Source organism: Stenotrophomonas sp. YJH_SMC_29 (assembly GCF_059371235.1).
In genome coordinates, this window is record NZ_JCAFUK010000005.1 from 26,794 (window position 1) to 52,220 (window position 25,427).

Below are 25,427 nucleotides of genomic sequence, written 5' to 3' on the forward strand. Positions count from 1 at the left end.
CGGGGGCGCTTGCCCGCCGAAGGTGGCGGCTGAGCGGAAGAGGTTGCCGGCCAGCGGCCGGCACTACCGGACGTGGGCTTGGTTGGGCTGTCGAACGTGCCGGGGGCGCTTGCCGGCCGAAGGTGGCGGCTGAGCGGATGTGGTTGCCGGCCAGCGGCCGGCACTACCGGACGTGGCCGTGGTTGGGTAGTGCCGGCCGCTGGCCGGCATCCCGTAACGTCTCGTCAATCGCCACCACCGCAGCTGCCGCCGTCGCCGCTGCCACCGTCGCTGCCGCAGTCCGGGCTGCCGTGGCTGTGCTGGCTGGCGCCGTCGCCGGAGTAGCCGCCCGCGTGATCGTAGCCACCGCCGAGACTGTTGTCGCCCCGGATCCCGGAGCCGTCGGCCGTGGCCACCGCCATGCACAGGATCGCGCCGACCGCCGGCAGCAGCCAGACCAGCAGCAACTGCACGGTCCGGCCGCCCGCCGACAGGCCATCGCGCCTGGCGATCACCACGGTGGCCACCACGTTCAGGCCCAGCACCAGCAGCACCAGCAGAAGGGCAACGATCAGCATTCGGCGACTCCGTGCCTGGACTGCGTGCATTATGGCCTGCCCCTCCGGCAATGGCCCTGCCCGTCATGAAGATGGGACAATGCAGGGCGCGCCGGCCTGCCTGCGGGCCGCCGGCGCCCCCCGCACCACACGGAAGAAGAAGAACAACAACATGCTGAAAGTCATTTTCGATACCGACCCGGGCGTCGACGACGCCCTGGCCCTGCTGTACCTGCACAAGCACGCCCAGATTGACCTGATCGGCGTCACCACCAGCTTCGGCAATGCCTCGGTGGAGTCGACCACGCACAATGCGCTGTACCTCAAGCAGGCCTGGGGCTTTGCCGCTCCGGTCGCACGCGGCGCCGAAGGCCCGCTGCAGCCGGAGGCCACCCCGGAAGCCTGGCCGGTGCACATCCATGGCCACAACGGCCTGGGCAACCATCCGGTGCCGGCCCATCTGGACGTGGCCGCCGATGCGCGCCCGGCCCATCAGCTGATCATCGATCTGGTCCGCGCCCATCCGGGCGAAGTGACCCTGGTCGCGGTCGGCCGCATGACCAACCTGGCGCTGGCGCTGCAGCAGGCCCCGGACATCGCCGGCCTGGTGCGCGGCGTGGTGATCATGGGCGGCGCCTTCCATGTCAACGGCAACATCACCCCGGCCGCCGAGGCCAACATCTGGGGTGACGCCGAAGCGGCCGACGTGGTGTTCACCGCCAGCTGGCCGGTCACCGCGATCGGCCTGGACGTGACCACCCGCGTGGAAATGGACCGTGACGGCCTGGATACGCTGGCTGCGATCGGCGGTGCCGATGCCGAACTGGTGCGCGCGCTGTCGCAGGACTACGTGGACTTCTACCTGCAGGCTGGCCACAAGGGCATGGTCGTGCACGACTGCTGCGCCTGCATCGCGCTGACCCGACCGGAGCTGTTCCAGTTCGAACGCGCCAGCGTGCGCGTGGCCACCGACGGCGTTGCCCGCGGCATGACCATTCCCAAGCCGGAAGGCCTGGCATTCGGTCCCAGCGTGTGGGACGGCCACGTGGTGCAGTCGATCGCCATCGGCGTGGATGCGGCCGCGGTACTGGCCGACATCGAGCAGACCCTCAAGGTCTGACCCGCTAGCGCTTGGCCCTGCCCGGGACCGTCTCGGGCAGGGTCCACAGCACCGGCAGCACCAGCACCGCCACCAGCGCGATCATCGCGCCTGGCGCTGCTACCCAGCCGCTGCGTTCCACCCACCATTGCGCCAGCCACGGCGTCGCACCGCCGAACACCGCCGTGGCCATGGTTACGCCCAGCGCCAGACCGCTGACCCGGCCTTCCCCGGGAAACTGCTCGGCCGTGGCCGGTGCCGCCACCGCGCTTACGCCGCCGGCCACGCAGGCCAGCAGCACCGCAGCCAACGCGATGCCCAGCGGCGGCGCCTGTGCCATCCACGCGAACAGGGACAGCGGCAGCAGCGCCGCCAGCGCGGTCAGGCCCAACAACATCGGCCGTCGTCCGACCCGGTCGGACAACGCGCCACACAACGGTGTGATGGCGATGACCGCGACCGCCGCGATCGTCGACAGCCACAGGGCATCGCCCTCATCGTGGCCGCGCGCATGCAGGAAGGCCGGTACGTAGGTGATGCCCACGTAGTAGGTGATCGATCCCAAGGCGGAGATCGCAAAGGTGCGCGCCACCGCCAGCGGATGGTTGCGCAGCACGTGCCGAAGCGGCGTGGCCGGGATGCTGCCCTCGCGCCGCTGGCGTTCGAACTCGGGCGATTCGTGCATGCCCGAGCGCGCAACCAGGATCACCAGGGCCAGCGCCGCGCCGACGAAGAACGGAATGCGCCAGCCCCAGCTGTCCAGCTGCGCGGTGGGCAGCAGCGCCACGGTCAACGCGGAGATCGCTACCGCCAGCAGCGCGCCCACCTCACTGGCCGCCGAGGCCAGCGAGGTCACCAGGCCCCGCCGTCGCGCCGGTGCGCTTTCCAGCAGGTACGCCACGACACCGGTGTATTCGCCGCCCACCGAGAACGCCATCACGCAGCGCAGTACCAGCAGCAGCACGCCCGCCAGGGTGCCTGCGGTGGCCGCGGTCGGCAGCAGCGCGGTGACCAGCATCGCCGCAGCCATCAACGCCATCGAGGCCAGCAGCATCCAGCGCCGGCCAAGCCGGTCACCCAGGTGGCCAAAACACAGCGCGCCCAAGGGGCGCATCAGGTAGGACACGGCGAAGCCAGCCAGGGTGACCAGCAGGGCCTGTTCGCCGCCACCGAAGAACACCCGCGACAACACCGTGGCGAAATACAGGTACAGGGTGAAGTCGTACCACTCCACCACCGTGGACAGGCCCGCCACCCACATCGAGCGCTGCCGCGCCGCGGTCATTGCCTCTTCGCCTTCAACAGCTTCGATCCCGGTTGGGCACGTTGCATGCAGCGTGGCACGGACGGGGTGAAATACCGGTCATCGGCCATCCATTGCCGGCATGTACTGGACTTCATGGCCGGTGACGCCCTCGTCGTCGAAGCGGAAGCAGGCGTGCGCCTGCCCGCGAACCCAAGGACCGAGCAACTCAGCCCGGCAACTGCAATTCCGCCCGCAGCCCGCCGCCCTCCCGGTTGTACAGCTGCAGCGAGCCGCCCAGCGACTGCGCCAGCTGCACCGCGATGGCCAAGCCCAGGCCAGTGCCACCGGTATCGCGGTTGCGCGAGCTTTCCAGCCGATGGAACGGCGCCAGCACTGCCTGCAGCTGGTCCTCGGGAATGCCAGGGCCACGGTCGGAAATGCTGATCCACACTCTGCCGGCGTCATCACGGCCGGCCTCAATCTCGGCGGCACCGGCGTAACGCAACGCGTTGTCGACCAGATTGCCGACCACCCGGCGCAGCGGCTGCGGCCAGGTCTGCACGACCAGTCCAGCGAGCGCACCACCACTGACCGGCTTGCCCATGTCCTCGTAGTCGCCGACGACACTGGCCAGGAATGCGCCCAGGTCCATCGCCACTGGCGCGCCACTGGCGACGTGGCTGCTGCGCGCATAGGCCACGCCCTCACGCACCAGTTGCCCCAGGTGGTCCAGGTCGACCAGCAGGCGCTGCTGGGTGCTGTCTTCAGGCAGGGCCTCCACCCGCAGCTTCATGCGCGTGATGGGGGTCTGCAGGTCATGCGAGATCGCGGCCAGGATCTGCAGGCGCTCACTGACATGGCCACGAATGCGTGCCTGCAGTGCGTTGAGCGCGGCCGCCGCGCCGCCCACTTCCGCAGGGCCATCTTCAGGCAGTGCCGGCCCGTCCTTGCCCGGCTGCAGATGCTCCACCGCATGCGACAGCTGCTGCAGCGGCCGCATGGCCAGGCGCACTGCCAGCCACGCGCACACCAGCAGCAGCGCCAGCTGCACCAGCAGCACGGCGGGCAACCAACGCGCCAGCGGCAGCCCCGACGGCGTGACTTCAATGGTCACGGGGGTGCCGTCGTGCAGGCGCAGTTCCACCTCGAACCGCTCCGGCAGGCGAGCCACCTGGCGCGCCTGCAACGGATAGCGGTGCTGCAGGCTGTCATCGATGACCGTGGTGACCTGGTGCGCGCGATCGGTCTGCAGCCCGGGTCCGGCCGCAGCCGGGCGCAGCAGGTAACGGTAGGTGCGCCGCTCCAGCCGGGGCACCCAGGCCGCGCGCTGGTCTGCGGGCAGGTGTTCCAGCAACGCGACGCTCACGGCCACATCCTCGTCGAGGTTGCGCAGCATCATGCTGCGGGTGGACTGGTCGCGTTCGAAGAACAGCAGGCCGAACGACAGTGCGTGGGCCAGCGCCAGTCCGCCCAGCAGCACCAGCAGCAGCCGCGCCGACAGCGTGCGCGGCCAGCGTGGGCGGCGTGCGGCGGTGTTCATTCGTCCGGCCCCAGCAACTGCACCGGCACGCTGAACACATAGCCTTCGCTGCGCACGGTCTTGATGTAGGTCGGCTCGCGCGCGTCATCCCCCAGGCGCTGGCGCACGCGGCTGACCAGCAGGTCGATCGAGCGATCGAACAGTTCGGCATCGCGACCCTGGGTGAGGCTGAGCAGCTGGTCGCGGCTGAGCACCCGATTGGCGTGGTCGAGGAACACGCGCAACAGGCGGAACTCGGCGCCACTGAGTGGATATGCGGTGTCCTGCGCATCCAGCAGATGGCGTGCGGTGGTATCCAGGCGCCACTCGCCGAAGGCCAGCTGGCGACCGGCTTCGCTCACCTGCAGATTCGGCGGCAACATCCGGGTACGGCGGATCACCGCAGTGATGCGTGCCAGCAGTTCGCGCGAAGAGAACGGTTTGGTCACGTAGTCGTCAGCGCCCATTTCCAGCCCGATGATGCGGTCGGTTTCGTCGTCGCGGGCGGTCAGCAGCACCACCGGCACGGCGCGATGCTTGCCGGCGCGCAGGTTGCGGCACAGGCTCAGGCCGTCCTCGCCCGGCATCATCACGTCCAGCACCACCAGATCCACGGCATGGGTATCCATCAGCGCGCGCATGGCCCGGCCACCGTCGGCCTGGCTCACGCGCAGGCCGTTGCGTTGCAGGTAATCGGCCAGCATCTGGCGGATCTCGCTGTCATCGTCGACGACCAGGATATGCGGTACGTGGTTCATTGCGTTCTCGATGAAGACGGAGGTCAGGGCCGCGCTGCGCGGCCATGGTAGCGCGGCTCAGGGGCTGGCCAGCAGGCGCTGGATCTCGGTTTCAGTGCGTGCGTAGTCGCCCTCGCCGTAATGGCGGTAGACCACCCGCCCCTGCCGGTCGAGCAGGTACAGCGCGGGCCAGAAGCGGTTGCCCCAGGTGTTCCAGATCCGGTACTGGTTGTCCTGCACCACCGGCCAGGTGATATCCAGCCGCGTGATGGCCCTGCGCACGTTGCCAGGCAGCCCTTCATAGGCGAACTCCGGGGTATGCACGCCGATCACCCGCAGCCCCTGCGGCGCGTAGCGTGCATGCCACTGGTGTACGTACGGCGCCACGTTGAGGCAGTTGCTGCAGGTGTAGGTCCAGAACTCGACCAGCACCACCTGCCCCCGCAACTGCTCCAGTGTGAGCGGTGGGCTGTTGTGCCAGGGCCCGCCACCATCGAACCCGGCGGCGGGAACGGCCTGGGCCGGTTGCGCATCGGCCCCCGGGCTGGGCCAGGCCATCAACAGCGCAGCCCCACCCAGCAGTCCCATCAGCAACGGCAGCGCGTACGCACGCAGCGCGGTCATCGCTCAGCCCCCCTGCTCGGCCAGCGGCAGCTCCGCCGGCTTCACTCCCGCCGCTTCCAGGATGCTGTCAGCCACCTGCGCCGGATGCGAAAGCAGCGACACATGGCTGCTGCCGATCGATTGCAGCTGTGCACCGATGCGACGTGCGGTCGCGGCCTGCAGCTGCGGCGACAGCATGCGGTCATCGCGGCTGAGCACGTACCAGCTCGGCTTGCTGCGCCACGCCGCAACGCTCACCACGTCGCCCAGCGCGCTGGCCTTCAACGGGACCTGCGTGCTGTACAGCAGCGTGGCGGACTTCTTCATCACATCCGGCGCGAAGTCCTGGGCGATGGCATCGGCCGGCAACGTCAGGTAGCCGTCCCTTTCCTGCAGTCGGGCAAGGCCCGGACCGACCGGAAAACCTTCGCCCTGTTGCGCCGAAGATTGCCCTGCATCCGGTGCGAAGGCCGCCACGTACACCAGCGACTGCACCTTCGGGTCATTGCCCGCTTCGGTGATGACCGTGCCACCCCAGCTGTGGCCGACCAGCACCACCTTGCCGGGCGCGGCGGCAATCGCGCGGCGGGTGGCGGCGACGTCGTCGGCCAACGAGGTGAGCGGATTCTGCACGGCCACCACTGGCAGCTTCCAGTCTTGCAGCGTGCTGATGACCTTGCTCCAGCTGGAGCCATCGGCGAACGCGCCGTGCACCAGGATGACGGTGGGCGATGCAGCGGTATCGGCCTGGCCAGCGATGGCGGGGGCGGCGGTGCCAGCAAGGGCGAGAGCGGCGGCGAGCAACGAGGTACGGATCATGGGGAAGCACTCCGGTGTTGGGAGTGGCCATTTCCGCCTGCCGGTGTATCGGCGCTGTTTCTCCGTGGCGCGGAGTTGTACCGGACTGTAGGACGCAGGCGGGTTTCTACAGTGGGATACATTCCGGCGCCGGTCCTGGCCGGGCACTGCCGGGTGGATATCGCCCCCCGCACGCGGGCGCGCAACGTCCCGATGTAGCTCAACGCATCGTCTATGTAACTGACTGTACGAAACCCGGGCGCGGCCACAGTCGCTGACAAAACCCCGGGCAACGGCACACGTTGCCGATACCTGCGCCGCCTGGAATGGCCTCCATCGACCACTGGCTCGCAGGACTCCACCATGATCAGCACCGCCTCTTCCGTATATACCCCCCGACTGGACGCCGTCGGCCGCTGGCTGTCACCGCTGGCGCTGCGCACGCTGCTGGCCTGGGAGTTCTTTGAATCCGGCCGCGAGAAGCTGGGCGGCCAGAACTGGTTCGCCGACCTGGAAGGCCGCTTCCCGTTCCCGTTCTCCACCCTGCCCGCGTCGCTGAACTGGCAGTTGGCCACGTGGCTGGAACTGGTGGGTGCAGTGATGCTGCTGCTCGGCCTGGCCACGCGCTCGGTGGCCTACGTCTTCTGGGTGCTCACCATCGTTGCCATCGCCGCCGTGCACTGGCCCGACCAATGGAACGGCCTGGGTGAACTCTGGCAGGGCTATGCGATCACCGACCAGGGCTACGGCAACTTCAAGCTGCCGCTGCTGTTCCTGGCCATGCTGCTGCCGTTGATCCTCAACGGCGGTGGCGCACTCAGCGTGGACCGGCTGCTGGCCGGCCCCGGCCGCGCCACGGCAGGCAATGACGGCCTGGGTTGGGGCGTCAGCCTGATCGCCCTGCTGCTGCCGGTTGCCGCGCTGTTGCCCGGCATCGGCTTCGGCGGTGCCCTGCTCGGCGGTGTGCTGCTGCTGGGCCATCTGCTGCGCCGTCGCCGCGCCGCCTGAGCCGACTCCCCTGTTCCCGCGCGCTTCGCTTTCCGTCGCCTCTTCGGCGGCGTCCATCCCGCACGCCCCGCGTGCTTTCCCAAGGAGTCACCACCATGTCCATCTCGACCAAGAACACTTCTTCCTCCCGCCTGCCGCGCATCGGTGCCATCGGCATCGCCCTGGCCGGTGGCCTGCTGCTGGCCGGCCAGGCCGCGGCGATCCAGCCGCTGGCGATCAGCGCGGTGGCCATGAGCGCCGCCGCCGAAGGCAAGTGCGGTGAAGGCAAGTGCGGGGCCAACAAGACCACCACCGGCAAGCCCGCCGGCAAGGCCAAGGTAGCCGAGGGCCAGTGTGGCGAAGGCAAGTGCGGCGACGCCTCGTTTGCCCGCACCGACCGCGACCACGACGGCCGGGTCTCGCGTGCCGAGTTCAACGCTGTGGCTGCCACGCGTGCCGCCGAATTCGACCGCATCGACACCGACCACGACGGTTACATCAGCGAACAGGAGGCGCACGACTACCTGCGCAGCGTCTACACCGCCAACGGCAAGCCGATGCCCAAGGGCCTGTTCGCCCGCGTTGCCGACTGATCGACGTCCAACCGGCGCCGCCATCAGGGCGGCGCCCTCTCGCTGGAGCATCCGCCATGTCCCTGCCCCTGCCCCCCACTGCTGCCGGCCTTGGCCTGCGCCGCGGACTGATCGACGAACTGCTGGCAACACCGGCCGGCAGCATCGACTTCCTCGAGGTCTCCCCCGACAACTGGATCGGCGTCGGCGGTGCCCATGGCGCCGCGCTGCGCCAGCTGAGCGAGCGGCACCCCTTGACCTGCCACGGCCTGTCACTATCGCTGGGCGGTCCTGATCCGCTGGACCGTACCCTGCTGGCGCAGACCCGTGCCTTCCTCGACCTGCACCAGGTACAGCTGTACAGCGAACACCTGAGCTACTGCGCCGCCGGTGGCCACGTCTACGATCTGCTGCCACTGCCATTCACTGCCGAGGCCGTTCACCATGTCGCCGGTCGCATCTCCCAGGTGCAGGACGTGCTGGGGCGGCGCATCGCCGTGGAGAACATCTCCTACTACGCCGTTCCCGGCGCGGACATGAGCGAGATCGACTTCATCAACGCCGTGCTCACCGAGGCCGACTGCGACCTGCTGCTGGACGTCAACAACGTCTTCGTCAACGCCTGCAACAACGGTTACGACGCCTTCGAATTCCTGGCCCGCGTGCCGGCCCAGCGTGTCGCCTCGCTGCACGTGGCGGGCCACTTCGATGAAGACGATGGCTTCAAGATCGATACCCATGGTGCGCCGGTGAAAGGCGTGGTCTGGGCGCTGTTGCGCGAGGCCTACATGCGGGTGGGCGTGCGTCCCACGCTGCTCGAACGCGACTTCAACTTCCCGCCACTGGCCGAGCTGCTGGCCGAGGTTGCGCAGATCCGCCAGGTGCAGGTTGAGGCACGTTGGCCGGAGGTGGTCCATGGCTGAGTCGTTGGCCACCCTGCAACGGCGTTGGGCCGACCATGTGCGCGACCCATCAGCGGCCGCACCCGATGGCATCGAGGCACGCAGGCTGGCGGTATACCGCCGCCTGTGCATCGACAGCCTGGACACTCTGCTGGCCGGCAGCCTGCCGCGCCTGCGACAGCAGTTGGGCACACCGCGCTGGCGCGACACGGTGGAGCACTACTACGCCCGCCACACCTGCCAGACCCCGTTGTTCCCACGGATCGCCGACGAGTTCGCGGCCTGGCTGGCGGTGCAGGACACGCTGGCACTGCCGGGCTGGGCGGCGGAACTGGCGCACTACGAGAGCACACGGCAGTCGCTGTACATCGAAGCGCGTGACGCCGGGCGTGCGCTGTGCCGCGCTGCCGTGGGCAGTGATGTGCTGGCGGTGTCGCCGTTGGCAAGAGTGCTTGGCTACCAGTGGCCGGTGCACGAGGACGAGGGGCCGGGGTCGGTGCTGAGCGCTGCGCCCACGCTGCTGCTGATCCGGCGCCTCGCCGATTTCAGCCTGCAGGTCGAGCAACTGTCGCCGCTGGCCTACGCGCTGCTATCAGTCTTTGGTGACGACGGCGCCGCTGTGGAAGCGGCACTGCGGGCGCTGTCCCAGGCACATGGCATGGCAACGGATGCATTGCGCGTGGCCTGCGCGCCCGTTCTGGACGAACTGTGCGCGGCAGGCGTGCTGGTTGCATTGCCTTCTTCCTGAGGTTGCCGGCCAGCGGCCGGCACTACCCGTTCCCTGACCGGCCAGCGGCCGGCACTACCCGTTCCTTGACCGGCCAGCGGCCGGCACTACCCGTTCCTTGACCGGCCAGCGGCCGGCACGACCCGCCCCCTACTTCGAGGTCTCACCATGGCTGCATCCAATACTCCCTTCCTGCACGGCTGGCGCCTGTTCGTGGCCATCGCCGTGGTCCTGATCGCGTTCGCGCTGGCGGCCTTCGCCCTGCATCCCGATGCAGCCGAAGGCAGCCGTGCGGCGATCCGGGTCACTGCACGCACGTCGTTCCTGCTGTTCCTGGCGGCGTTCACGGCATCGTCGTTCGCCAGCCTGCTACCGGGCCCATTCACCCGGTTCCTGCTGCGCGAACGGCGCACCGTCGGTTTGTCCTTCGCGTTCTCGCACCTGCTGCATGCAATCGCCATCACCAGTTTCGGCATCCTCAATCCGGCGTTCTGGCCTGCACGATCCGCGCTGGCCAACCTTCCGGGCACGGTGGGCTACCTCGCCATCCTGGCGCTGGCCATCACCTCGCACCGGGGGCTTGCCCGGCGCATGGGGCCCACCGCCTGGCGTCGCCTGCACGTCACCGGCATGTGGATCATCGCGGCGGTGTTCACCTACTCGTACTTCAAGCGCGTGCCGGGCAACGTCTGGTATGCGGTGCCGTCGGCACTGCTGTTCACCGCCTTCGTGGTGCGCTGGATCGCCAAGCGGGCGCAGGCGCTGCGCCGAAGCGCGCATGCGCGGCCACCGCTGCGGACGGCGTGACGACCCGGGGCCAGATCCCTTTCCCCCAAAAAAGGGATCTGACCCACTTCAGGTCACGGCGCGCGGCGCAGTGTCACCAGGGTGATCTCCGACGGCACGCCGATGCGTGCCGGGAAACCGGCCCAGAGGCCCGCACCATTGCTCACGTACAGCGTCATCCCATCCACGTCGTAGCGGCCGGACACGAATCCACCATTGGCCCGCTTCACCAGTTGGTCCATGCCGATGATCTGCCCGCCGTGGGTATGGCCGGACAGCTGCAGTTTGACGCCGCGCGCCGGTGCCGCACGTGCATTGCGCGGGCGGTGATCGAGCAGGATCACCGGCGCGGCGGGATCGGCACCGGCCAAGGCGGCGTCCAGATCCGGAAGCGGCAGGCCGTAGCGTGCGGCCACCGGATCGGTGACCCCGGCAATGGTCAGCGCCGCGTCGCCACGGCGCACCTGCAGGTGGCTGTTCTCCAGCACCTGCATGTGCAGCGCGCGAAACGCCTGCATCCATGCCTGGTACTGCGCGTAATACTCGTGGTTGCCGGTGATCGCGACGACACCGTCCGGCGCCCGCAGATCCGCCAGTGGGCGCGCGTCGTCACGGCGGGCCTCGACACTGCCGTCGATCAAGTCGCCGGTGATCACGATCAGGTCCGGCGTCAATGCGTTGCTCTCATCCACCACCCTGCGCACCCAGTCGCCGGTCAGCAGACGACTGGCATGGATGTCGGTCAGCTGCAGCACGCGATAGCCGTCGAACGCAGCGGGCAGCCCGGCAATGCTCACCTCGATCTGCCGGGGCTGGGGCACTGCCATGCCCTGGCTGACACCATAACCACTGACCAGCAGGGCCAGCACGCCAGCCGCCGGCCGCAAGCGCCGCGTGCGCAATGCGGCGACCGCACGAGGCCAGCGCAGCAGGCGGGACGCGAGCAGGCCCACATCCATCGCCAGCATCAGCAACGCCAGCAGCAACACCGCCGTGGAGCCGGTGGCCAGCGTGGCGATGGCCAGCTTCGGAATTTCCGGCGACGCCATCGTGCCCCAGAAGGTGGCGACGATACGCAGCTGCACGGCTACGCCCACCAGCAGCAGCGACAGCACGACCTTCAGCCAAGTGGGCATCCGCAGTGGCCAGAACAGGCGCCAGGCCACATACAGGCCCATCAACAAACCGATCGTACTCAGCACTGCAACCATCCTGGAAAGAAAGCGGGCCGCCATGGTGACGGCTGCGGGTCGTGCTGTGTAGAGCCGAGCCTGGGCTCGGCTCTACAACAACAGGTGGTCAGGCCATTCCGTCGAGGCGTTCCACCCGCAGGCGGGCGATACGGCGCTTCTCCATCGCCAGCACGGTGATGCGCACGCCCGCCACCTCCACCGCATCGCCGATGTCCGGCAGCCGGCCCAGCTGCTCCAGCACCAGCCCGGAGATGGTCATGTAGTCGGCACTGCGCGGCAGCGACACGCCGGCCAGGCGCTGCAGGTCGTCCAGGGTCAGCGCACCGTCGGCCTCCCACTGGCCCTCGCCCTGCGCGACCACGCCATAGCGCTCATCCTGGGTATCGACCAGGTCACCGGCAATCGCCGCCAGCAGGTCGTTGGCGGTCACCAGTCCTTCCACGCTGCCGTACTCGTCCACCGCCACGGCCAGCGGCACCGGATGCTGGCGGATCAGCTCCAGCGCCTGCAATGCGCTGGCGCTGGACAGCACGTACTGCGGTTCGCGCAGGTTGCCTTCCAGGTGCAGGGGCCTGCCCTGCAGCAGGTCGGCCAGCAGATCGCGGCTCTGCACCACGCCACGCAGGCTGTCCAGGTCACCCTCACCCACCAGCAGGCGGGTATGCGGCGATGCCACCAGGCGCGCCACGACGTCCTCCTGCCCACGCGCCAGGTCGATCCACTGCACGTCGGCGCGCACGGTCATCACGCTCGACACCGGGCGATCGGCCAGGCCCAGCACGCTGCGGATCATCTCGTGTTCGGCCGGCTGCAGGCGCTCTTCAGCGTCCACCTGCGCGTCCACGCCTTCATCGTCCTGGCCATTGGCCGGGCGCGCGCCGAGCATGCGCAGCACGGCATCGGCGGTGCGCTGGCGGAACGGCAGGCGGCGCTCGTTGCGCTCGCGGTTGAAACGCACCCACTGGTTGAACGCCTCGACCAGGATCGAGAAGGCGATCGCTGCGTACAGGTAGCCCTTCGGGATCTTGTAGCCCAGCCCTTCGGCCACCAGGCTGAAGCCGATCATCAGCAGGAAGCCCAGGCACAGCACCACCACCGTGGGATGCTTGTTGACGAAGCGGGTCAGCGGCTTGCTGGCCAGCAGCATCAGCGCCATGGCGATGGTCACGGCCGCATACATCACGCCCAGGTTGTCGACCATGCCGACGGCAGTGATCACCGAGTCCAGCGAGAACACCGCATCGAGCACCACGATCTGCGCCACCACCATTGCGAAGCTGGCGTAGACCTTCTTGCCATCCTCGTGGTGTTCGCGGCCTTCCAGCCGTTCGTGCAGCTCCATGGTGCCCTTGAACAGCAGGAACAGGCCACCGCCCAGCAGGATCAGGTCACGCCCGGAAAAACTGTGGTCGAACAGCGTGAGCAGCGGCGCGGTCAGCTTCATGATCCAGGCCAGTGCAGCCAGCAGCACCAGGCGCATCAGCAGCGCCAGCGCCAGGCCGATCACCCGCGCGCGGTCGCGCTGGTGCGGTGGGAGCTTGTCGGCCAGGATCGCGATGAACACCAGGTTGTCGATGCCGAGAACGATCTCCAGCACGACCAGGGTTGCAAGGCCCATCCAGATCGAGGGGTCAGCCAACCATTCCATTTCAGGTCCGTTTCGTCAGTAGTTAGGGGAAAAGGGCGTCCACTCAGTCCGCGTCCTGCGCCTGCGCCGGGTCATGCCCGAGCAGGTCGCCAGGCGCGCACTGCAGCTCGCGGCAGATCGCATCGAGCGTGGAAAAGCGGATGGCGCGCGCCTTGCCGGTCTTCAGGATCGACAGGTTGGCCAAGGTGATGTCGATGCGCCCGGCCAGCTCGGACAGCGTCATGCCCCGTTCCTGCAGCATGCGGTCCAGGGTGATGACAATCGCCATCAGATGACACCATCGAGGTCATCGCGCATCACCGCGCCCACAGCGAATACGCGTGCCAGCACGAACAGCATCAGCACCGCCACCAGGCCGGTGATCGACATGCCGCCGCCCACCTCCATCCAGGTGAAGTCGGGGCCCATCCAGGCCGCGTAGGTGCCGATCAGGATCGACAGCAGCTCCATCGCCAGCATCAGCCAGGCCATGCGCTGCAGGCGCTGTGCGTTGGCGTGGGTGAACGGCCGCTCGCGCGCCGCCGATTTCAGCAGCCGCAGCAGATGGCGCAGGAACAGCAGGCACAGCACCAGCAGCGCGACGATTGCGCCCAGGCCCAGGCAGAAATGCAGGAACAGGTCATTGCCGTGCGCGGCGGCGGCACCGGCGTCATGGACGCTGTCGAGCAGCCAGCGGCGGTCGTGGGCGACCAGCGGCACGGCCAGCAGTGCGGCCAGGATGCCCAGCCAGCACATCGCGCGCACCGCCTGGACGGCGGCCTGGGCCAGGGTAAACAGGCCTCGCGCCGGTCTGGCGCGGGCGGGACGAGCGGTCAAGCGGCCTCCGGCATTGGAGCGGCCTCGCCGCCCCGGGTGGATTTATCGATAAACGATATACCACAACCAGCGTGAAAGGCTGAACCGTGCTCGGGGGTTCCGATCAGGGCCCCGGCGTGCTCTGCTCCCGCATCGCCTCACCGGGCGTCACCGAGGCCATCGCCTGCACGCCTGCCTCCGGCGCCTGCCGCGTGACCAGCCGGAAGCGCGCCTGCAGCTTGGCCTGTCCCGGCGCGGCCCAGCCGTACTGGATCGCCACCTGGTCGGCCGACAAGGGCCCACGGCCCGGCAGCGAGCGTGCCTGCAAGGGCTTCGGTGCGGCCTGCACCAGTCGTGCAAAACCCTTCTGCACCACTGCCGCGTCGGCCTTCTCCGCATACACCGAGCAGGTGCCATCATCGGCCCAGCTGACCGCATAACGGCCGCTGGCCAGCGGCACCATCCAGGCCACGCCCGGCTGCCCCTGCAGCAGGGTCGCGGCCTCGGCCGGCGGCAGCGGCGACAGCCCGTTGGATTCCATCAACGACTGCAACCGCGCCGGCGCGCCGATGTGCTGCATGCAGGCGGTATCGAACAACTCGCTGAAGGAGTCCTGCGGCTGTGCGTTGGCCTTGGCTGCGCGTGCAGGCGGCGCTGCCGCCAGGGCAGGCAGCAGGGCCAGGATCAGCCAGATGGCAGGGCGCATTGGAACTCCACGGTGCGGAACGCAGCGGGGAGGATGGCAAAGCCCGGGCGCGGCGCGCAACGGCTGCGTTGCCCTACCACCGCCGGGTCAGACTGTGAGCTCGCCCTCGTCCTCACCATCCCAGTAGTGGATGCGGCTGGCGCGCACATGGATCAGCACCAGCCCCGGTGTATCCACGCCCTGTTCGAACCAGCGCTCCAGGTCCTTCACCCAGTGCTGGCTCATCGTGGCGCGATCGCGCACCAGCGCAGCCCTGCCCTGCACGTGCACGAACAGCGGCGGCTTGCCCAGCAACGATTTGCTGCCGGAAAACCCCAGGGCAACGGCCGGGTCAGCTTCAATCTCCTTCACCATGTCGGTGTCTTCGGTGGTGAAGAACCAGCTGTCACCGTCATAGTCCACGTCGCCGTTGTTGCTCATCGGACGGCCGGCAATCTCTCCACCGGCGTGGGTCTGCAGCAGGGTGAAATCAATGCCGGCCATCTTCTTGGCCAGTTCGGGCAGGGTGAGCTGGGTCATGACGTCGTCCTTCATCGGATGGAATCCCAGCCTCTGCGCAGCGCGGTGACCGAAGCGTGGATGGCCAGTTGCGGCCTCTTCACAGGAAACGAGATAGAGCGCATGGCGCGTGCGTGACGCATGCCTCAACACCACACTGGCGTTAATGGCAGATGGAGGAACGGCCCTGCAAGCCGCGACGCGTCCCTAACGGCGTGCTGCCCCAGAATCGCGCAACCCCGTCGCACGACCGGCATGGCCGCCGGCGTGCGGGCGGCGACTCCTCCGCAACCGCATGGCCTCCACATGGACTTGTTCGCTTGGCTCGCGTTCGGCTGCTACCTGCTGGCGTTCGTCATTGTCGCGCTGTTCGCCGCGGCCTACCTGAGGCGTTCCGATTTCATGCCCTACCACGGCCAGGCGGTCGGCCTGCCCTGGGCTGCGGTCGAACCCCGCATGCAGGTGCTGGTGATGGCCCTCATCCGCGTGGTGGGGGCAGGCTGGATCGCGCTGGCCGGCGCCGGCGTGATGCTGGCCTGGCTGATCTTCTTCGGCGGTCACTTCGCGCTGCCACAGCTGCTGGCGTTCCAGTTGTTCTGCCTGGTCGCCACCGTCCCGCCGGTGCTGGTCGCCTCCGGCGTGCGGCGACGCACCGGTGCGCGTACCCCGGTATCCACCGGCGCGGCCGTGGTGCTGCTGTCGCTCCTCGGCTTCGTGCTGGCCGTGCTGTCACTGTCCCGGTGAGTTCCCCTCCCCCCTCCCCACGAGGCTCCGCCATGAATCCCGAATCGATCTTCTACCGCGTGGTCAACGGTGATCTGCCGCGTTCCCAGGCCGGCACCCTGCTTGGCTGGCGCTTCGTCGACTACGACGATGCACGGCGCCGCATCCAGGTCGAATTCGAGGCCCGCCCGCTGCTGACCAACCCGATGGGCAACGTGCAGGGGGGATTCCTGTCTGCGATGCTCGATGACTGCATGGGGCCGGCAATCTACGCCACGCTGCCGGCCAATCGCATCGCGGTCACGGTGGAGTCCAAGACCAGCTTCGTCAGCCCGGCGCGGCCCGGGCGGATCATCGGCTGGGGCGAAGTCGAGCACAGCAAGGGCAGCATCGCCTTCACCCGCGGCTGGCTGACCGATCCGACCGGCAAGGTGCTGGCCACCGCCAGCGCCACCTTCCGGGTGGGCGCGTTGCGCTGGCGCGGGCTGTCGGTGCCACGGCCGATTGCGCGCCGCATGATCGCGCGGACGCTTCGGCGCGTGCATGCACGCATCGGCTGATGCACTGCTCAGCGCAGGTTGCGGCCACCGCCGGCCACGCGCACGCGGTCGCGCCCCTGTGCCTTGGCCCGGTACATGGCCGCGTCCGCAGCGCGCAGCAGCGTGCGCCAGCCCAGTGCATCGGTCCCGCCCTCGGCCACACCGAAGCTGGCGGTAACGCGCAGTACGTTGCCACCGGCCAGTGCGATGTCCAGTTGCTGTAGTGCCACGCGCAGCGATTCGGCCAGCTGGCGCCCGCCGGCCAGATCGCCATCGGCCAGCAGCACCAGGAACTCCTCGCCACCGTAGCGGGCAACGCTGTCGCTGCGCCGCAGGTGCCGTTGCAGCAGGCGCGCCACCTGCACCAGCACCTGGTCGCCCGCATCATGGCCATGGCCGTCGTTGATCGCCTTGAAACGGTCCACGTCGAGCAGGATCACCACCGCGCTGTTGCCGCCGTCAGCGTGGCGCTGCTGCACCCTCTCGTCCAGCGCGCGCCGGTTCAACAACCCGGTCAGTTCATCGGTGCCGGCCAGCTGGCGCAGCTCGCTGGTCAGGGCCGAGCGCTCCCGCGACTTTTCGCGCAGCACTTCGATGGCATCAAACAGGCGCTGCATCTCGGCCAGCGGGTGGGTCACGTGCTGCGCCGGACCGGGCGCGTCCGAGGCGATCTGGACCACCTGCTTCTGCGCCTGCAGCAGTGGCCGCAGGATCTGCAGGTGGGCAATGCGCAGGGCCACGCCGAGCACCACCAGCGTACCCAGCGCCGTTGCCACCAGCACCACCAGGCGCATGGCTTCACGGTTGCGGGCGTGCTCGAAACGGGCGATGGCCACGATCAGGTAACCGTCGCGCAGCGCTTCCAGCGACTGCAGGGTCGGCACGTAGCGTGCGGTGAACTCGGCGGCGGTCCACGGCGGGCGCACGCCGCGCCGGCCATCGTCGATCAGCCGTTCGATCATCGGCAGCGATTCGCCGAAGAACTGCCGGCGCGCCATGTCCCAATGCCAGGACAGCCCCGGATCACTGCGGTACACCGCTTCATGGCTGCCGGCCAGCCGCCACAGCTCCAGCAGGCGGCCTTCGGTCTGCAATGCGGCACGGACCTGTTCATCACGCCATGCCCCCGGGACCGCCACCGGCGCCATCACGTTCGAGGCCAGGCGGCCCCCATGTTCGCGCAGGTCGATCAGCACCTGGCCCTGCATCGCGGGAATCGCTGCTTCGCGGTCGGCACTGACCAGTGCGTTGATCTGCGCCGAGGTCAGCACGTGCAGGCGGTCCACCACGGCGAACATGCTGCTGATCGCGCGCTCCACGTCCTCCACCCGGCGTGCACCCTGCGGCTGTGCCGCCACCCGGTCCACCGCGGCCCGCGCCGAGTGCAGGCGACGTCGCGCGTCGGCCAGCAGCCCGTGCGCGCCGACCACGTCCGGATCGGCCCTCGACACGGTGTCCAGCTGCAGCAGGGCGGCGTCGACCCGCCGGCGCGCGACCGCCAGCTGTGCTGCCAGCCGTGCCTGTTCGTCCGCATCGGCCGGGTCTGCCCCCAGCAGGCTGTTGGCCGGGCCGCGTTCGGCCGACACCCGGTTGGCCAGGTCAAAGGTCTGCCGCAGCTGGCGCAGGCTGACCAGATTGTCCTCGGCGGCAGTGAAGCGCAGCGTGCCCTGCACCAGCGCGATGGCCATCAAGGGCAGCGTACAGACCACGAACAGCCCGGCCAGGATCCAGACCCAGGTCCGCAATCCAATGGGCGACGCCTTGCGGGCCATGCAATATTCCCCTGAAGTGCGCTCACTGTAGCGGCCGGCTACGCGGGCGCCAAGCCGCTACCGGGCCAACCGTGCCCGTGGGTATGGCGCACCCGCCGCGAACCCAACGGCAAGGCCGCGCCGGCACTCGGATCGTGGCAATGGCGTCATGCCCAGCCGCGTCAGATCCAGCGCTGGTCGACCAGTTCGCGCTTCACGTAGGCATAGAACACCGGCGCGGCGACCAGGCCCGGCAGGCCGAAGGCCGCTTCCATCACCAGCATGGCCAGCAGCAGTTCCCACGCGCGGGCCTGGATCTCGCCACCGACGATGCGCGCATTGAGGAAGTACTCGAGCTTGTGGATCACGATCAGGTACAGCAGCGCCGCCACCGCCACGTAGAACGAGACCGACAGCGCGACGATGGTGATGATGGTATTGGAGATGATGTTGCCCACCACCGGCAGCAGGCCGGCCAGGAAAGTGATCAGCACCAGGGTCTTGGACAGCGGCAGGTGCATGCCGAACAACGGCAGCACGCCCAGCAGGAAGATGGCGGTGAACACGGTGTTGAGCAGCGAGATCTTCACCTGCGCGAACACCACCTGGCGGAAGGCGGTGGCCAGGCGGCTGGTGCGCCCGATCAGCTCCTGCGCCAGCGGGCCCATCTTCGGCAGCGGCAGTTCGTCATACAGCGCGATCATGGCGCCGAGCACCATGCCGATCAGCACGCGCACACCTACCTGGACCACCGAGGTACCGGCCACGCCCAGCTGGCGCTGATGCTCGGCGGCCCAGTCGTTCAGCGCCGCGCGCAGCGCTGGCATGTCTTCGGGAATGTAGGGTTGCAGCAGCGCCGGCACCTGGTGCCGCGAGGTGTTGAGGATCTCCATCAGCCGCGCCAGCAGTGCGTCCGGGCCGCCGGTCTCGTTGCGGAAGAACGAGGCCACGCCGATCCCGGCCAGCACCAGCGCGCTGATGATGATCGCCGACAGCACGATCACCGCGATCGCCCGTGCCCGTCCCGGCGGCAGCCTGCCTTCCACGGTGGACGCCAGAACGTGGGTCAGCTGGAACACCAGCAGGCCGGACAGCAGGGTCACCACCAGGCCCAGTTTCAGCGCCAGCCACATGCCCAGCAGCATCATCAACCAGGCCGCGATCCTGGCAATCGGGGGCTTGGGCGGGGCAACAAGAGCATCTTGCATGGGAGCGCGTCCGGGCGGGGTGGCCCATGGTAGAGGATTGACCCACCGATTCGGCGTGCAGGCTGAACGGGTATTACGCGTTCATCCGGTGGCCGCCCTGCCGCCGCCCGCTGCACTCATTCGCCGTAGCTGGCCGTGTTCTTGCCCTGCCGCTTGGCGTGGTAGAGCGCGCGGTCGGCCAGTGCCAGCCAGTCCTCGACACTGCCCCCGCGCGGGGTGGCGGCAATGCCGATGCTCACGCTGAATTCCACGCCCGGCGTGGCCTGGCGCGCGGCTTCAAGCAGGTGCAGGCGCACGCGCTCGGCCACGTGCATCGCATCGGCGGGCGCGCAGTCGTGCAGCAGCACCACGAACTCGTCGCCGCCGAGCCGCGCCGGGGTATCCCCCGGCCGCGCGAACGTGCGCAACGTCGCCGCGACATGGCGCAGCACCTCGTCGCCGGCGCGGTGGCCATGCGAATCGTTGATGCGCTTGAAGTCGTCCACATCGAGCATCAGCAGGCAGGCAAAGCCGCCCTGGCCCTGCGCCCGGTCCAGTGCCTGCTGCGCGCGCAGGATCAGGAATCCACGGTTGGCCAGCTCGACCAGCGGATCCATCCGGCTGAGCCGCTGCAGCTGGCGGTTCTGCGATTTGACCCGGCGCGCCAGCTGCCAGCTGAGGATGCTGAGGCCGATGCCATAGACGAACAGGAACGGCACACTGAGCACGATCGTGCGCTGCGACGTCACCGGCTGGTACGGAAACCCGAGCGCCCACCAGGCGAGCGCGAAGCCCAGCAGCAGCGCCAGCGTGGCGCGCATCGCCAGGCGCACGCCACCGGCGGCGATCTTGTCGGCCACCAGCAGTGCAGCGAACAGCGCGCTGGGCACGGCGCTCAGCGCCATGAACGCGATCCAGCCACCGCCGAAGAAGGAATCGGCCACCATGCAGCGGAACTGGACGACTGCCGGCTGGCGGGAGCGCCGGGTCAGCAACAGGGCCAGTGTCGGCCACGCCAGTGCGTTGAGCAGCAGCAGGCTCCACGCCGGTCCGCCGTCCCCCCGTTCGAGCATGATCGAGGCGATGGGGATCGCCCCCAGTCCATTGCCAACGAAGCGCATCCAGCCAATGCGCCGTGCCGCGCCAATGCCTTCGACCGCGCCTTCCGTCGAATCGGTGAAGAACGGCATTGCCGACCCCCTTGGACGATCGCACCTGCTGCTACGGCCCTTGCCGGGCTGCCTGCGATGAGTCTGACAGCCCGGCGTCAATTCGGGATCAAGGTTGCACGCTGCCGCGACCGCCGGATGGCTGCCCGCCGCCGCCCCGCTCCGCGCTCACCCGGGCCTGGGCACCGCCGTCGAACCGCGCAGCATGAAACTGAACTCCAGCGTCTGCTGAAGTGGTACATCGGCCTGATCGATGATCGCGAGCAGCAGGTTGACCGCGCGCTCGCCGATCTCGCGCATGGGCTGGCGGACGGTCGTCAACGGCGGGGTGAGGTAACGCGACGACGCCAGATCGTCGAAGCCGACGACGGACAGGTCGTCCGGCACGCGGATGCCCAGGTCCCGGCAGGCCGCGAGGGTGCCCAGCGCCATCTGGTCGCTGAAGCAGAACACCGCGGTCGGAACAGGCGTGGCGTGCAGCAGCGCCATTGCCGCCGCATGCCCGGACTCCACGGAAAAGTCACCCGGCACGATGCTGAGCTGGCGCAGGCGGCCACGCGCCCTGCCGGCCGCGCGGACCCCTTCCAGCCGTTGCTGGTGCAGGGGGTTGTCGGGCGGCCCGCCGACCACGGCGATCCGCTCATGTCCCAGCGCGTACAGATGCTCCATCACGGTGCGTGCGGCGGCCGCATTGTCGATGTGGACGCTGGGGATGCCCAGTGCGGGGTCGAACTCGCACCCGTTGACCACCGGCGCGGCGGCGCCACGCTGCTCGACGATCGCGCGCGCGGTGGGCGGCAGGCGATGACCGAGCACGATCATGCCGTCGGCCTCGTTGCGCCTGAGCATCTGCGCGTAGCGCTCCTCGCGGTCGGGTTGATGCTGGGTATCGCCCAGCAGTACCGCATAGCCGACCGCCTGCGCGGCCTCCTCCGCCCCCTGCAGGATCTGCGCGAAGAACGGATTGGCGATGTCCGGGACAGTGACCAGGATCTTGCCACTGCGCTGAGTCTTGAGCGTGCGCGCCACCGTGTTGGGCACATAGCCCAACGAGGCGGCCGCCTGTTCGATCCGCGCGCGGGTGGCCGGCAGCACCTTGTCCGGCCGCGAAAGCGCGCGCGACACCGTACCGGCGGACACGCCGACGTGTCTTGCGATGTCGTAGATGGTGGCCATGGCGTTAGTTCTCCTGCCCGCTGTGCACTGCACAACAGGTCCTGCGTAAGCCCCTGCTAGGATAATGCAATCGATTGCATCGAGGGCGAATCACGTTGAAGACGCTCAAGGGTCCAGCGCTGTTCCTGGCGCAGTTCATCGGCGACACAGCTCCTTTTGATCGGCTGGACACGCTGGCCGGATGGGCCGCGGGTCTGGGCTATTCTGGCGTACAAGTCCCCACCTCCGCGCCCCACCTGTTCGACCTGGCCGAGGCCGCCCGCAGCCAGGCGTACTGCGACGACATTGCCGGCATGCTGGCCGGGCATGGCGTACAGATCACCGAACTGTCGACCCACCTGCAGGGGCAGCTGGTGGCCGTCCATCCCGCCTATGACGCGCTGTTCGACGGGTTCGCGCCGCCGGAAAAGCGCGGCGATCCGGCCGCCCGCCAGGCCTGGGCGGTGGAGCAGCTGCTGTTGGCCGCCAAAGCCAGCCAGCGGCTGGGACTGACCGCACACGCCACGTTCTCCGGCGCACTGGCCTGGCCCTACTTCTACCCCTGGCCGCAGCGCCCCCCCGGGCTGGTGGATGAAGCCTTCGCCGAACTCGGCCGCCGCTGGCGCCCGATCCTGGATGCCTTCGACGCCTGCGGCGTGGACCTGTGCTTCGAGATCCACCCCGGCGAGGACCTGCACGACGGCGCGACCTTTGAACGCTTCCTCGAAGTGGTGGACCACCACCCGCGCGCGAAGATCCTGTACGACCCCAGCCACCTGCTGCTGCAGCAGATGGACTACCTGGGCTTCATCGACCGCTACCACGCGCGCATCGGCATCTTCCACGTCAAGGACGCGGAGTATCGTCCCAGCGCGAGCAGCGGCGTGTATGGCGGCTACCAGGACTGGATCGATCGTCCAGGCCGTTTCCGTTCACTGGGCGACGGCCAGATCGACTTCAGGGCGATCTTCTCGAAGTTCGCCCAGTACGATTTCCCCGGCTGGGCGGTACTGGAATGGGAGTGCTGCCTGAAGCACCCCGAAGACGGCGCGCGCGAGGGCGCCGCCTTCATCCGCGACCACCTCATCCGCGTGACCGAACGCGCCTTCGACGACTTTGCCGACAGCGGCACCGACGCCGCGTCACTGCACCGCATGCTGGGAATCTGAGCCAAGACCGCCCCGGGAGGGCAAGCCATGACGCACGCCATGTCGCGCCTGGGCGCGATGATGTTTCTACAGTTCTTCATCTGGGGGGCGTGGTTCGTCACCCTCGGCACCTACCTGGTGCAGGGCCCGCTGCAGGCCAGCGCGAGCCAGGTAGCGACCGCCTTCCTCAGCCAGTCCATCGGCGCCATCGTGGCGCCGTTCCTGGTCGGCCTGATCGCGGATCGCTACTTCGCGGCGCAGCGCATCCTCGCGGTGCTGCACCTGGCCGGCGCGGTGCTGATGTGGCTGGCGTCCACCGCCACCAGCTTCAGTGTGTTCTCGGCCTGCGTGATGGGCTACATGCTGCTGTTCATGCCGACCCTGGCACTGGCCAACAGCGTGGCCATGCGGCACATGCAGTCGCCCGAGAAGCAGTTCCCGCTGGTACGCGTGGCCGGGAGCATCGGCTGGATCATCGCAGGCGTGCTGATCGGCTGGCTGGGGTGGGAGCAGGCGCATCGGCTTGAGCTGACGTTCCGCATGGCCGCATTGGCGTCGCTTTTGCTCGGGCTGTATGCGTTCACCCTGCCACACACACCGCCACTGGCACAGCAGCGCGACGCCGGGCTGGGGCAGATCCTGGGGCTGGACTCGCTGCGGCTGCTGAAGTCGCGCGCCTACCTGGTGTTCTTCCTGGCCTCCATCGCCATCTGCATCCCGCTGTCGTTCTATTACAACTTCACCAACCCCTATCTCAACGACCTGGGCGTGCGCGGTGCCGCGGGCCTGCAGTCGCTGGGCCAGGTCTCCGAGGTGCTGCTGATGCTGGCCATGCCCTTCCTGTTCGTGCGGCTGGGGGTGAAGACCATGCTGGCGGTGGGCATGGCGGCCTGGGTGGTGCGCTACGTCCTGTTCGCCTTTGGCGATGCCGGGGGCGGTTTCTCGCTGCTGGTGATCGGCATCGTGCTGCACGGCATCTGCTACGACTTCTTCTTCGTTACCGGCCAGATCTACACCGATGCGCATGCTGGCGCAGCAGCGCGCAGCAGCGCGCAGGGCTTCATCACCCTGGCCACCTACGGGGTTGGCATGTTGATCGGCACCTTCCTGTCCGGTGCCGTGGTCGAGCACTTCACCACCGCCGCAGGCCCGGACTGGCAACAGATCTGGCTGTTCCCGGCCGGCGTCGCGCTGGTGGTGTTGGTCGCCTTCCTGCTGCTGTTCCGCGACCGGCCGGTGGCTGCGGCCGCACCATCCACACACTGAGGAGACCGGCCGATGCCCCAGCTTGGAATCGCTATCATCGGCACCGGCATGATCGGCGCTGTGCATCGTCGCGCGGCGCTGCTGGCCGGCGCGCAGATCCGTGGCGTGGCCGCGTCCTCCCTGCAGCGTGCACGCGACACGGCGGAGGCGTGGAATGTTCCGCTCGCCTATCGGGACATCGAACAGGTGGTGGCCGACCCGCAGGTGCAGGTCGTGCACGTCTGCACGCCGAACCACCTGCACCGTGCCATGGCCCAGGCCGCACTGGAGGCCGGCAAGCACGTGATCTGCGAGAAGCCGCTGGCGACCACGCTGGAGGATGCGCGGGAGCTGGCCGCGTTGGCGGCCTCGACCGGATTGGTTGCCACGGTGCCGTTCGTCTACCGCTACCACCCGGTGGTGCGTGAGGCCCGCGCGCGCATCGCGCAGGGTGAGCTGGGGCCGTTGCACCTGATCCATGGCAGCTACCTGCAGGATTGGCTGCTGGACCCGGCCAGCAACAACTGGCGCGTGGACCCTGCGCTGGGAGGCACGTCGCGCGTGTTCGCCGACATCGGTTCACACTGGTGCGATCTGGTCGAATGGGTCAGCGGCGAACGCTTCGCCGAGGTCAGCGCGGCGTTCGCCACCGTGATCGCCGAACGCGGCGCGATCAGCGCGCAGAGTTTCAGCACACCGGCCGCAGGGGGCGCAATGCAGGCGGTCGCAAGCGAGGACGTGGCGGCCGCGATGTTCAGGACCCGGGCCGGTACGCTGGCGTCGTTGACCGTCAGCCAGGTGTCGGCCGGACGCCGCAACCGCCTCTGGTTCGAAATCGACGGCGCCAACGCCAGCGTCGCCTTCGACCAGGAGGATGCCGAGCGGCTGTGGATCGGCCTGCCCGACCAGCGCGAGGAGATCTTCGTGCGCGGGCCCGGCGCGGGCACTGCCGAACAGCGCCGGCTGTCGGTGCTGCCGGCCGGGCACGCGCAGGGCTACGCCCAGTGCTTCGAGGCGTTCGTCGCCGACACCTACCGCGCCATTGAAGGTGAGCGGCCGCAGGGCCTGCCCACCTTCGAAGACGGCCTGCGCTCGGCGCAGATCGTCGATCGTGTCATTGCATCGGCCAGGTCACGCGCCTGGACCGCCATCGGTTGA

27 protein-coding genes are annotated in these 25,427 nt (G+C 68.6%); 11 read left to right on the plus strand and 16 right to left on the minus strand.

All coding sequences use genetic code 11. The features are described from left to right. Window positions 1–224: 224 nt before the first annotated feature. Window positions 225–557: a hypothetical protein gene (locus AC5P9I_RS07240; RefSeq protein WP_049469722.1), complete on the minus strand. Its 333-nt coding sequence runs from the start codon at window positions 555–557 to the stop codon at window positions 225–227. A 151-nt stretch (window positions 558–708) separates the two neighbouring features. Between AC5P9I_RS07240 and AC5P9I_RS07245 the strand changes: the two genes are divergently transcribed. Next, window positions 709–1,656 carry a nucleoside hydrolase gene (locus AC5P9I_RS07245; protein WP_049469748.1) on the plus strand — a complete coding sequence of 316 codons (948 nt, stop codon included), beginning with the start codon at window positions 709–711 and terminating at the stop codon, window positions 1,654–1,656. A gap of 4 nt (window positions 1,657–1,660) precedes the next feature. On the opposite strand, the gene AC5P9I_RS07250 is transcribed toward AC5P9I_RS07245, so the two are convergent. The 5 genes from AC5P9I_RS07250 to AC5P9I_RS07270 form a co-directional block, all read right to left on the minus strand. Then, a complete protein-coding gene (locus AC5P9I_RS07250) occupies window positions 1,661–2,920 on the minus strand; it encodes an MFS transporter (RefSeq protein WP_187756751.1) in 1,260 nt (419 codons plus the stop codon). 187 nt (window positions 2,921–3,107) lie between these two features. Then, window positions 3,108–4,421, minus strand: coding sequence for a sensor histidine kinase (locus tag AC5P9I_RS07255; RefSeq protein ID WP_049469726.1), 1,314 nt, complete (start codon window positions 4,419–4,421; stop codon window positions 3,108–3,110). Next, a complete protein-coding gene (locus AC5P9I_RS07260) occupies window positions 4,418–5,158 on the minus strand; it encodes a response regulator (protein ID WP_053462431.1) in 741 nt (246 codons plus the stop codon). Before AC5P9I_RS07260 ends, AC5P9I_RS07255 begins: the two co-directional genes overlap by 4 nt. A 57-nt stretch (window positions 5,159–5,215) precedes the next feature. Further along, window positions 5,216–5,761 (minus strand): redoxin family protein, encoded by a 546-nt coding sequence (locus AC5P9I_RS07265; RefSeq protein ID WP_049469729.1) that lies wholly within the window; start codon window positions 5,759–5,761, stop codon window positions 5,216–5,218. A 3-nt stretch (window positions 5,762–5,764) separates the two neighbouring features. Continuing rightward, on the minus strand, window positions 5,765–6,559 hold the full coding sequence (locus tag AC5P9I_RS07270; RefSeq protein WP_049469731.1) for an alpha/beta fold hydrolase: 795 nt from the start codon (window positions 6,557–6,559) through the stop codon (window positions 5,765–5,767). A 342-nt stretch (window positions 6,560–6,901) separates the two neighbouring features. On the opposite strand from AC5P9I_RS07270, the gene AC5P9I_RS07275 reads away from it, so the two are divergent. From AC5P9I_RS07275 to AC5P9I_RS07295, 5 genes are all read left to right on the plus strand, one after another. Further along, a complete protein-coding gene (locus AC5P9I_RS07275; protein WP_049469733.1) occupies window positions 6,902–7,546 on the plus strand; it encodes an HvfX family Cu-binding RiPP maturation protein in 645 nt (214 codons plus the stop codon). Window positions 7,547–7,641: 95 nt separating this feature from the next. Further along, entirely contained in the window at window positions 7,642–8,118 is a 477-nt protein-coding gene (locus AC5P9I_RS07280; protein ID WP_130768398.1) for an HvfA family oxazolone/thioamide-modified RiPP metallophore, read from the plus strand. A gap of 56 nt (window positions 8,119–8,174) precedes the next feature. Beyond that, the gene (locus tag AC5P9I_RS07285; RefSeq protein ID WP_049469742.1) at window positions 8,175–9,020 is read left to right on the plus strand and encodes an HvfB family MNIO-type RiPP peptide maturase; all 846 of its coding nucleotides are present in this window, start codon (window positions 8,175–8,177) and stop codon (window positions 9,018–9,020) included. Next, the gene (locus AC5P9I_RS07290; RefSeq protein WP_049469745.1) at window positions 9,013–9,747 is read left to right on the plus strand and encodes an HvfC family RiPP maturation protein; all 735 of its coding nucleotides are present in this window, start codon (window positions 9,013–9,015) and stop codon (window positions 9,745–9,747) included. The genes AC5P9I_RS07285 and AC5P9I_RS07290 overlap by 8 nt, the downstream gene beginning before the upstream one ends. 147 nt (window positions 9,748–9,894) lie before the next feature. Continuing rightward, entirely contained in the window at window positions 9,895–10,533 is a 639-nt protein-coding gene (locus AC5P9I_RS07295) for a ferric reductase-like transmembrane domain-containing protein (RefSeq protein ID WP_103283259.1), read from the plus strand. 53 nt (window positions 10,534–10,586) lie between these two features. On the opposite strand, the gene AC5P9I_RS07300 is transcribed toward AC5P9I_RS07295, so the two are convergent. From AC5P9I_RS07300 to AC5P9I_RS07325, 6 genes are all read right to left on the minus strand, one after another. Beyond that, window positions 10,587–11,723 carry a metallophosphoesterase gene (locus AC5P9I_RS07300; RefSeq protein ID WP_130768464.1) on the minus strand — a complete coding sequence of 379 codons (1,137 nt, stop codon included), beginning with the start codon at window positions 11,721–11,723 and terminating at the stop codon, window positions 10,587–10,589. Window positions 11,724–11,811: 88 nt separating this feature from the next. After that, window positions 11,812–13,353 (minus strand): TerC family protein, encoded by a 1,542-nt coding sequence (locus AC5P9I_RS07305; protein ID WP_130768399.1) that lies wholly within the window; start codon window positions 13,351–13,353, stop codon window positions 11,812–11,814. A gap of 43 nt (window positions 13,354–13,396) precedes the next feature. Then, window positions 13,397–13,621, minus strand: a complete 225-nt coding sequence (locus AC5P9I_RS07310; RefSeq protein WP_057494175.1) for a helix-turn-helix domain-containing protein — start codon at window positions 13,619–13,621, stop codon at window positions 13,397–13,399. Next, window positions 13,621–14,088 (minus strand): DUF2975 domain-containing protein, encoded by a 468-nt coding sequence (locus AC5P9I_RS07315; protein ID WP_130768465.1) that lies wholly within the window; start codon window positions 14,086–14,088, stop codon window positions 13,621–13,623. Before AC5P9I_RS07315 ends, AC5P9I_RS07310 begins: the two co-directional genes overlap by 1 nt. Before the next feature lie 184 nt (window positions 14,089–14,272). Beyond that, window positions 14,273–14,854: an NMCC_0638 family (lipo)protein gene (locus tag AC5P9I_RS07320; protein WP_074726551.1), complete on the minus strand. Its 582-nt coding sequence runs from the start codon at window positions 14,852–14,854 to the stop codon at window positions 14,273–14,275. Between the two features lie 87 nt (window positions 14,855–14,941). Then, a complete protein-coding gene (locus tag AC5P9I_RS07325; protein WP_064239624.1) occupies window positions 14,942–15,373 on the minus strand; it encodes a pyridoxamine 5'-phosphate oxidase family protein in 432 nt (143 codons plus the stop codon). Window positions 15,374–15,658: 285 nt separating this feature from the next. Here AC5P9I_RS07325 and AC5P9I_RS07330 point away from each other — a divergent pair, with 285 nt between their 5' ends. Next, window positions 15,659–16,096 carry a hypothetical protein gene (locus AC5P9I_RS07330; RefSeq protein ID WP_049467343.1) on the plus strand — a complete coding sequence of 146 codons (438 nt, stop codon included), beginning with the start codon at window positions 15,659–15,661 and terminating at the stop codon, window positions 16,094–16,096. A gap of 32 nt (window positions 16,097–16,128) precedes the next feature. Next, on the plus strand, window positions 16,129–16,635 hold the full coding sequence (locus tag AC5P9I_RS07335) for a PaaI family thioesterase (protein WP_049467345.1): 507 nt from the start codon (window positions 16,129–16,131) through the stop codon (window positions 16,633–16,635). 8 nt (window positions 16,636–16,643) lie between these two features. Here the strand turns inward: AC5P9I_RS07335 and AC5P9I_RS07340 are convergent, their stop codons facing one another. The 4 genes from AC5P9I_RS07340 to AC5P9I_RS07355 form a co-directional block, all read right to left on the minus strand. Further along, complete coding sequence (locus tag AC5P9I_RS07340; protein ID WP_164082875.1) at window positions 16,644–18,386, minus strand: GGDEF domain-containing protein; 1,743 nt, start codon at window positions 18,384–18,386, stop codon at window positions 16,644–16,646. A gap of 161 nt (window positions 18,387–18,547) precedes the next feature. Then, on the minus strand, window positions 18,548–19,573 hold the full coding sequence (locus tag AC5P9I_RS07345; protein WP_049467349.1) for an AI-2E family transporter: 1,026 nt from the start codon (window positions 19,571–19,573) through the stop codon (window positions 18,548–18,550). Window positions 19,574–19,689: 116 nt separating this feature from the next. Beyond that, a complete protein-coding gene (locus AC5P9I_RS07350) occupies window positions 19,690–20,742 on the minus strand; it encodes a sensor domain-containing diguanylate cyclase (protein WP_049467350.1) in 1,053 nt (350 codons plus the stop codon). Window positions 20,743–20,889: 147 nt separating this feature from the next. Then, entirely contained in the window at window positions 20,890–21,897 is a 1,008-nt protein-coding gene (locus AC5P9I_RS07355; protein WP_130768401.1) for a LacI family DNA-binding transcriptional regulator, read from the minus strand. Window positions 21,898–21,992: 95 nt separating this feature from the next. On the opposite strand from AC5P9I_RS07355, the gene AC5P9I_RS07360 reads away from it, so the two are divergent. The 3 genes from AC5P9I_RS07360 to AC5P9I_RS07370 are packed head-to-tail and all read left to right on the plus strand — an operon-like array spanning window position 21,993 to window position 25,427. Continuing rightward, on the plus strand, window positions 21,993–23,045 hold the full coding sequence (locus AC5P9I_RS07360; protein WP_130768402.1) for a sugar phosphate isomerase/epimerase family protein: 1,053 nt from the start codon (window positions 21,993–21,995) through the stop codon (window positions 23,043–23,045). A 27-nt stretch (window positions 23,046–23,072) separates the two neighbouring features. Then, a complete protein-coding gene (locus tag AC5P9I_RS07365; RefSeq protein WP_064237861.1) occupies window positions 23,073–24,290 on the plus strand; it encodes an MFS transporter in 1,218 nt (405 codons plus the stop codon). 12 nt (window positions 24,291–24,302) lie between these two features. Then, window positions 24,303–25,427: a Gfo/Idh/MocA family protein gene (locus AC5P9I_RS07370; protein WP_130768403.1), complete on the plus strand. Its 1,125-nt coding sequence runs from the start codon at window positions 24,303–24,305 to the stop codon at window positions 25,425–25,427.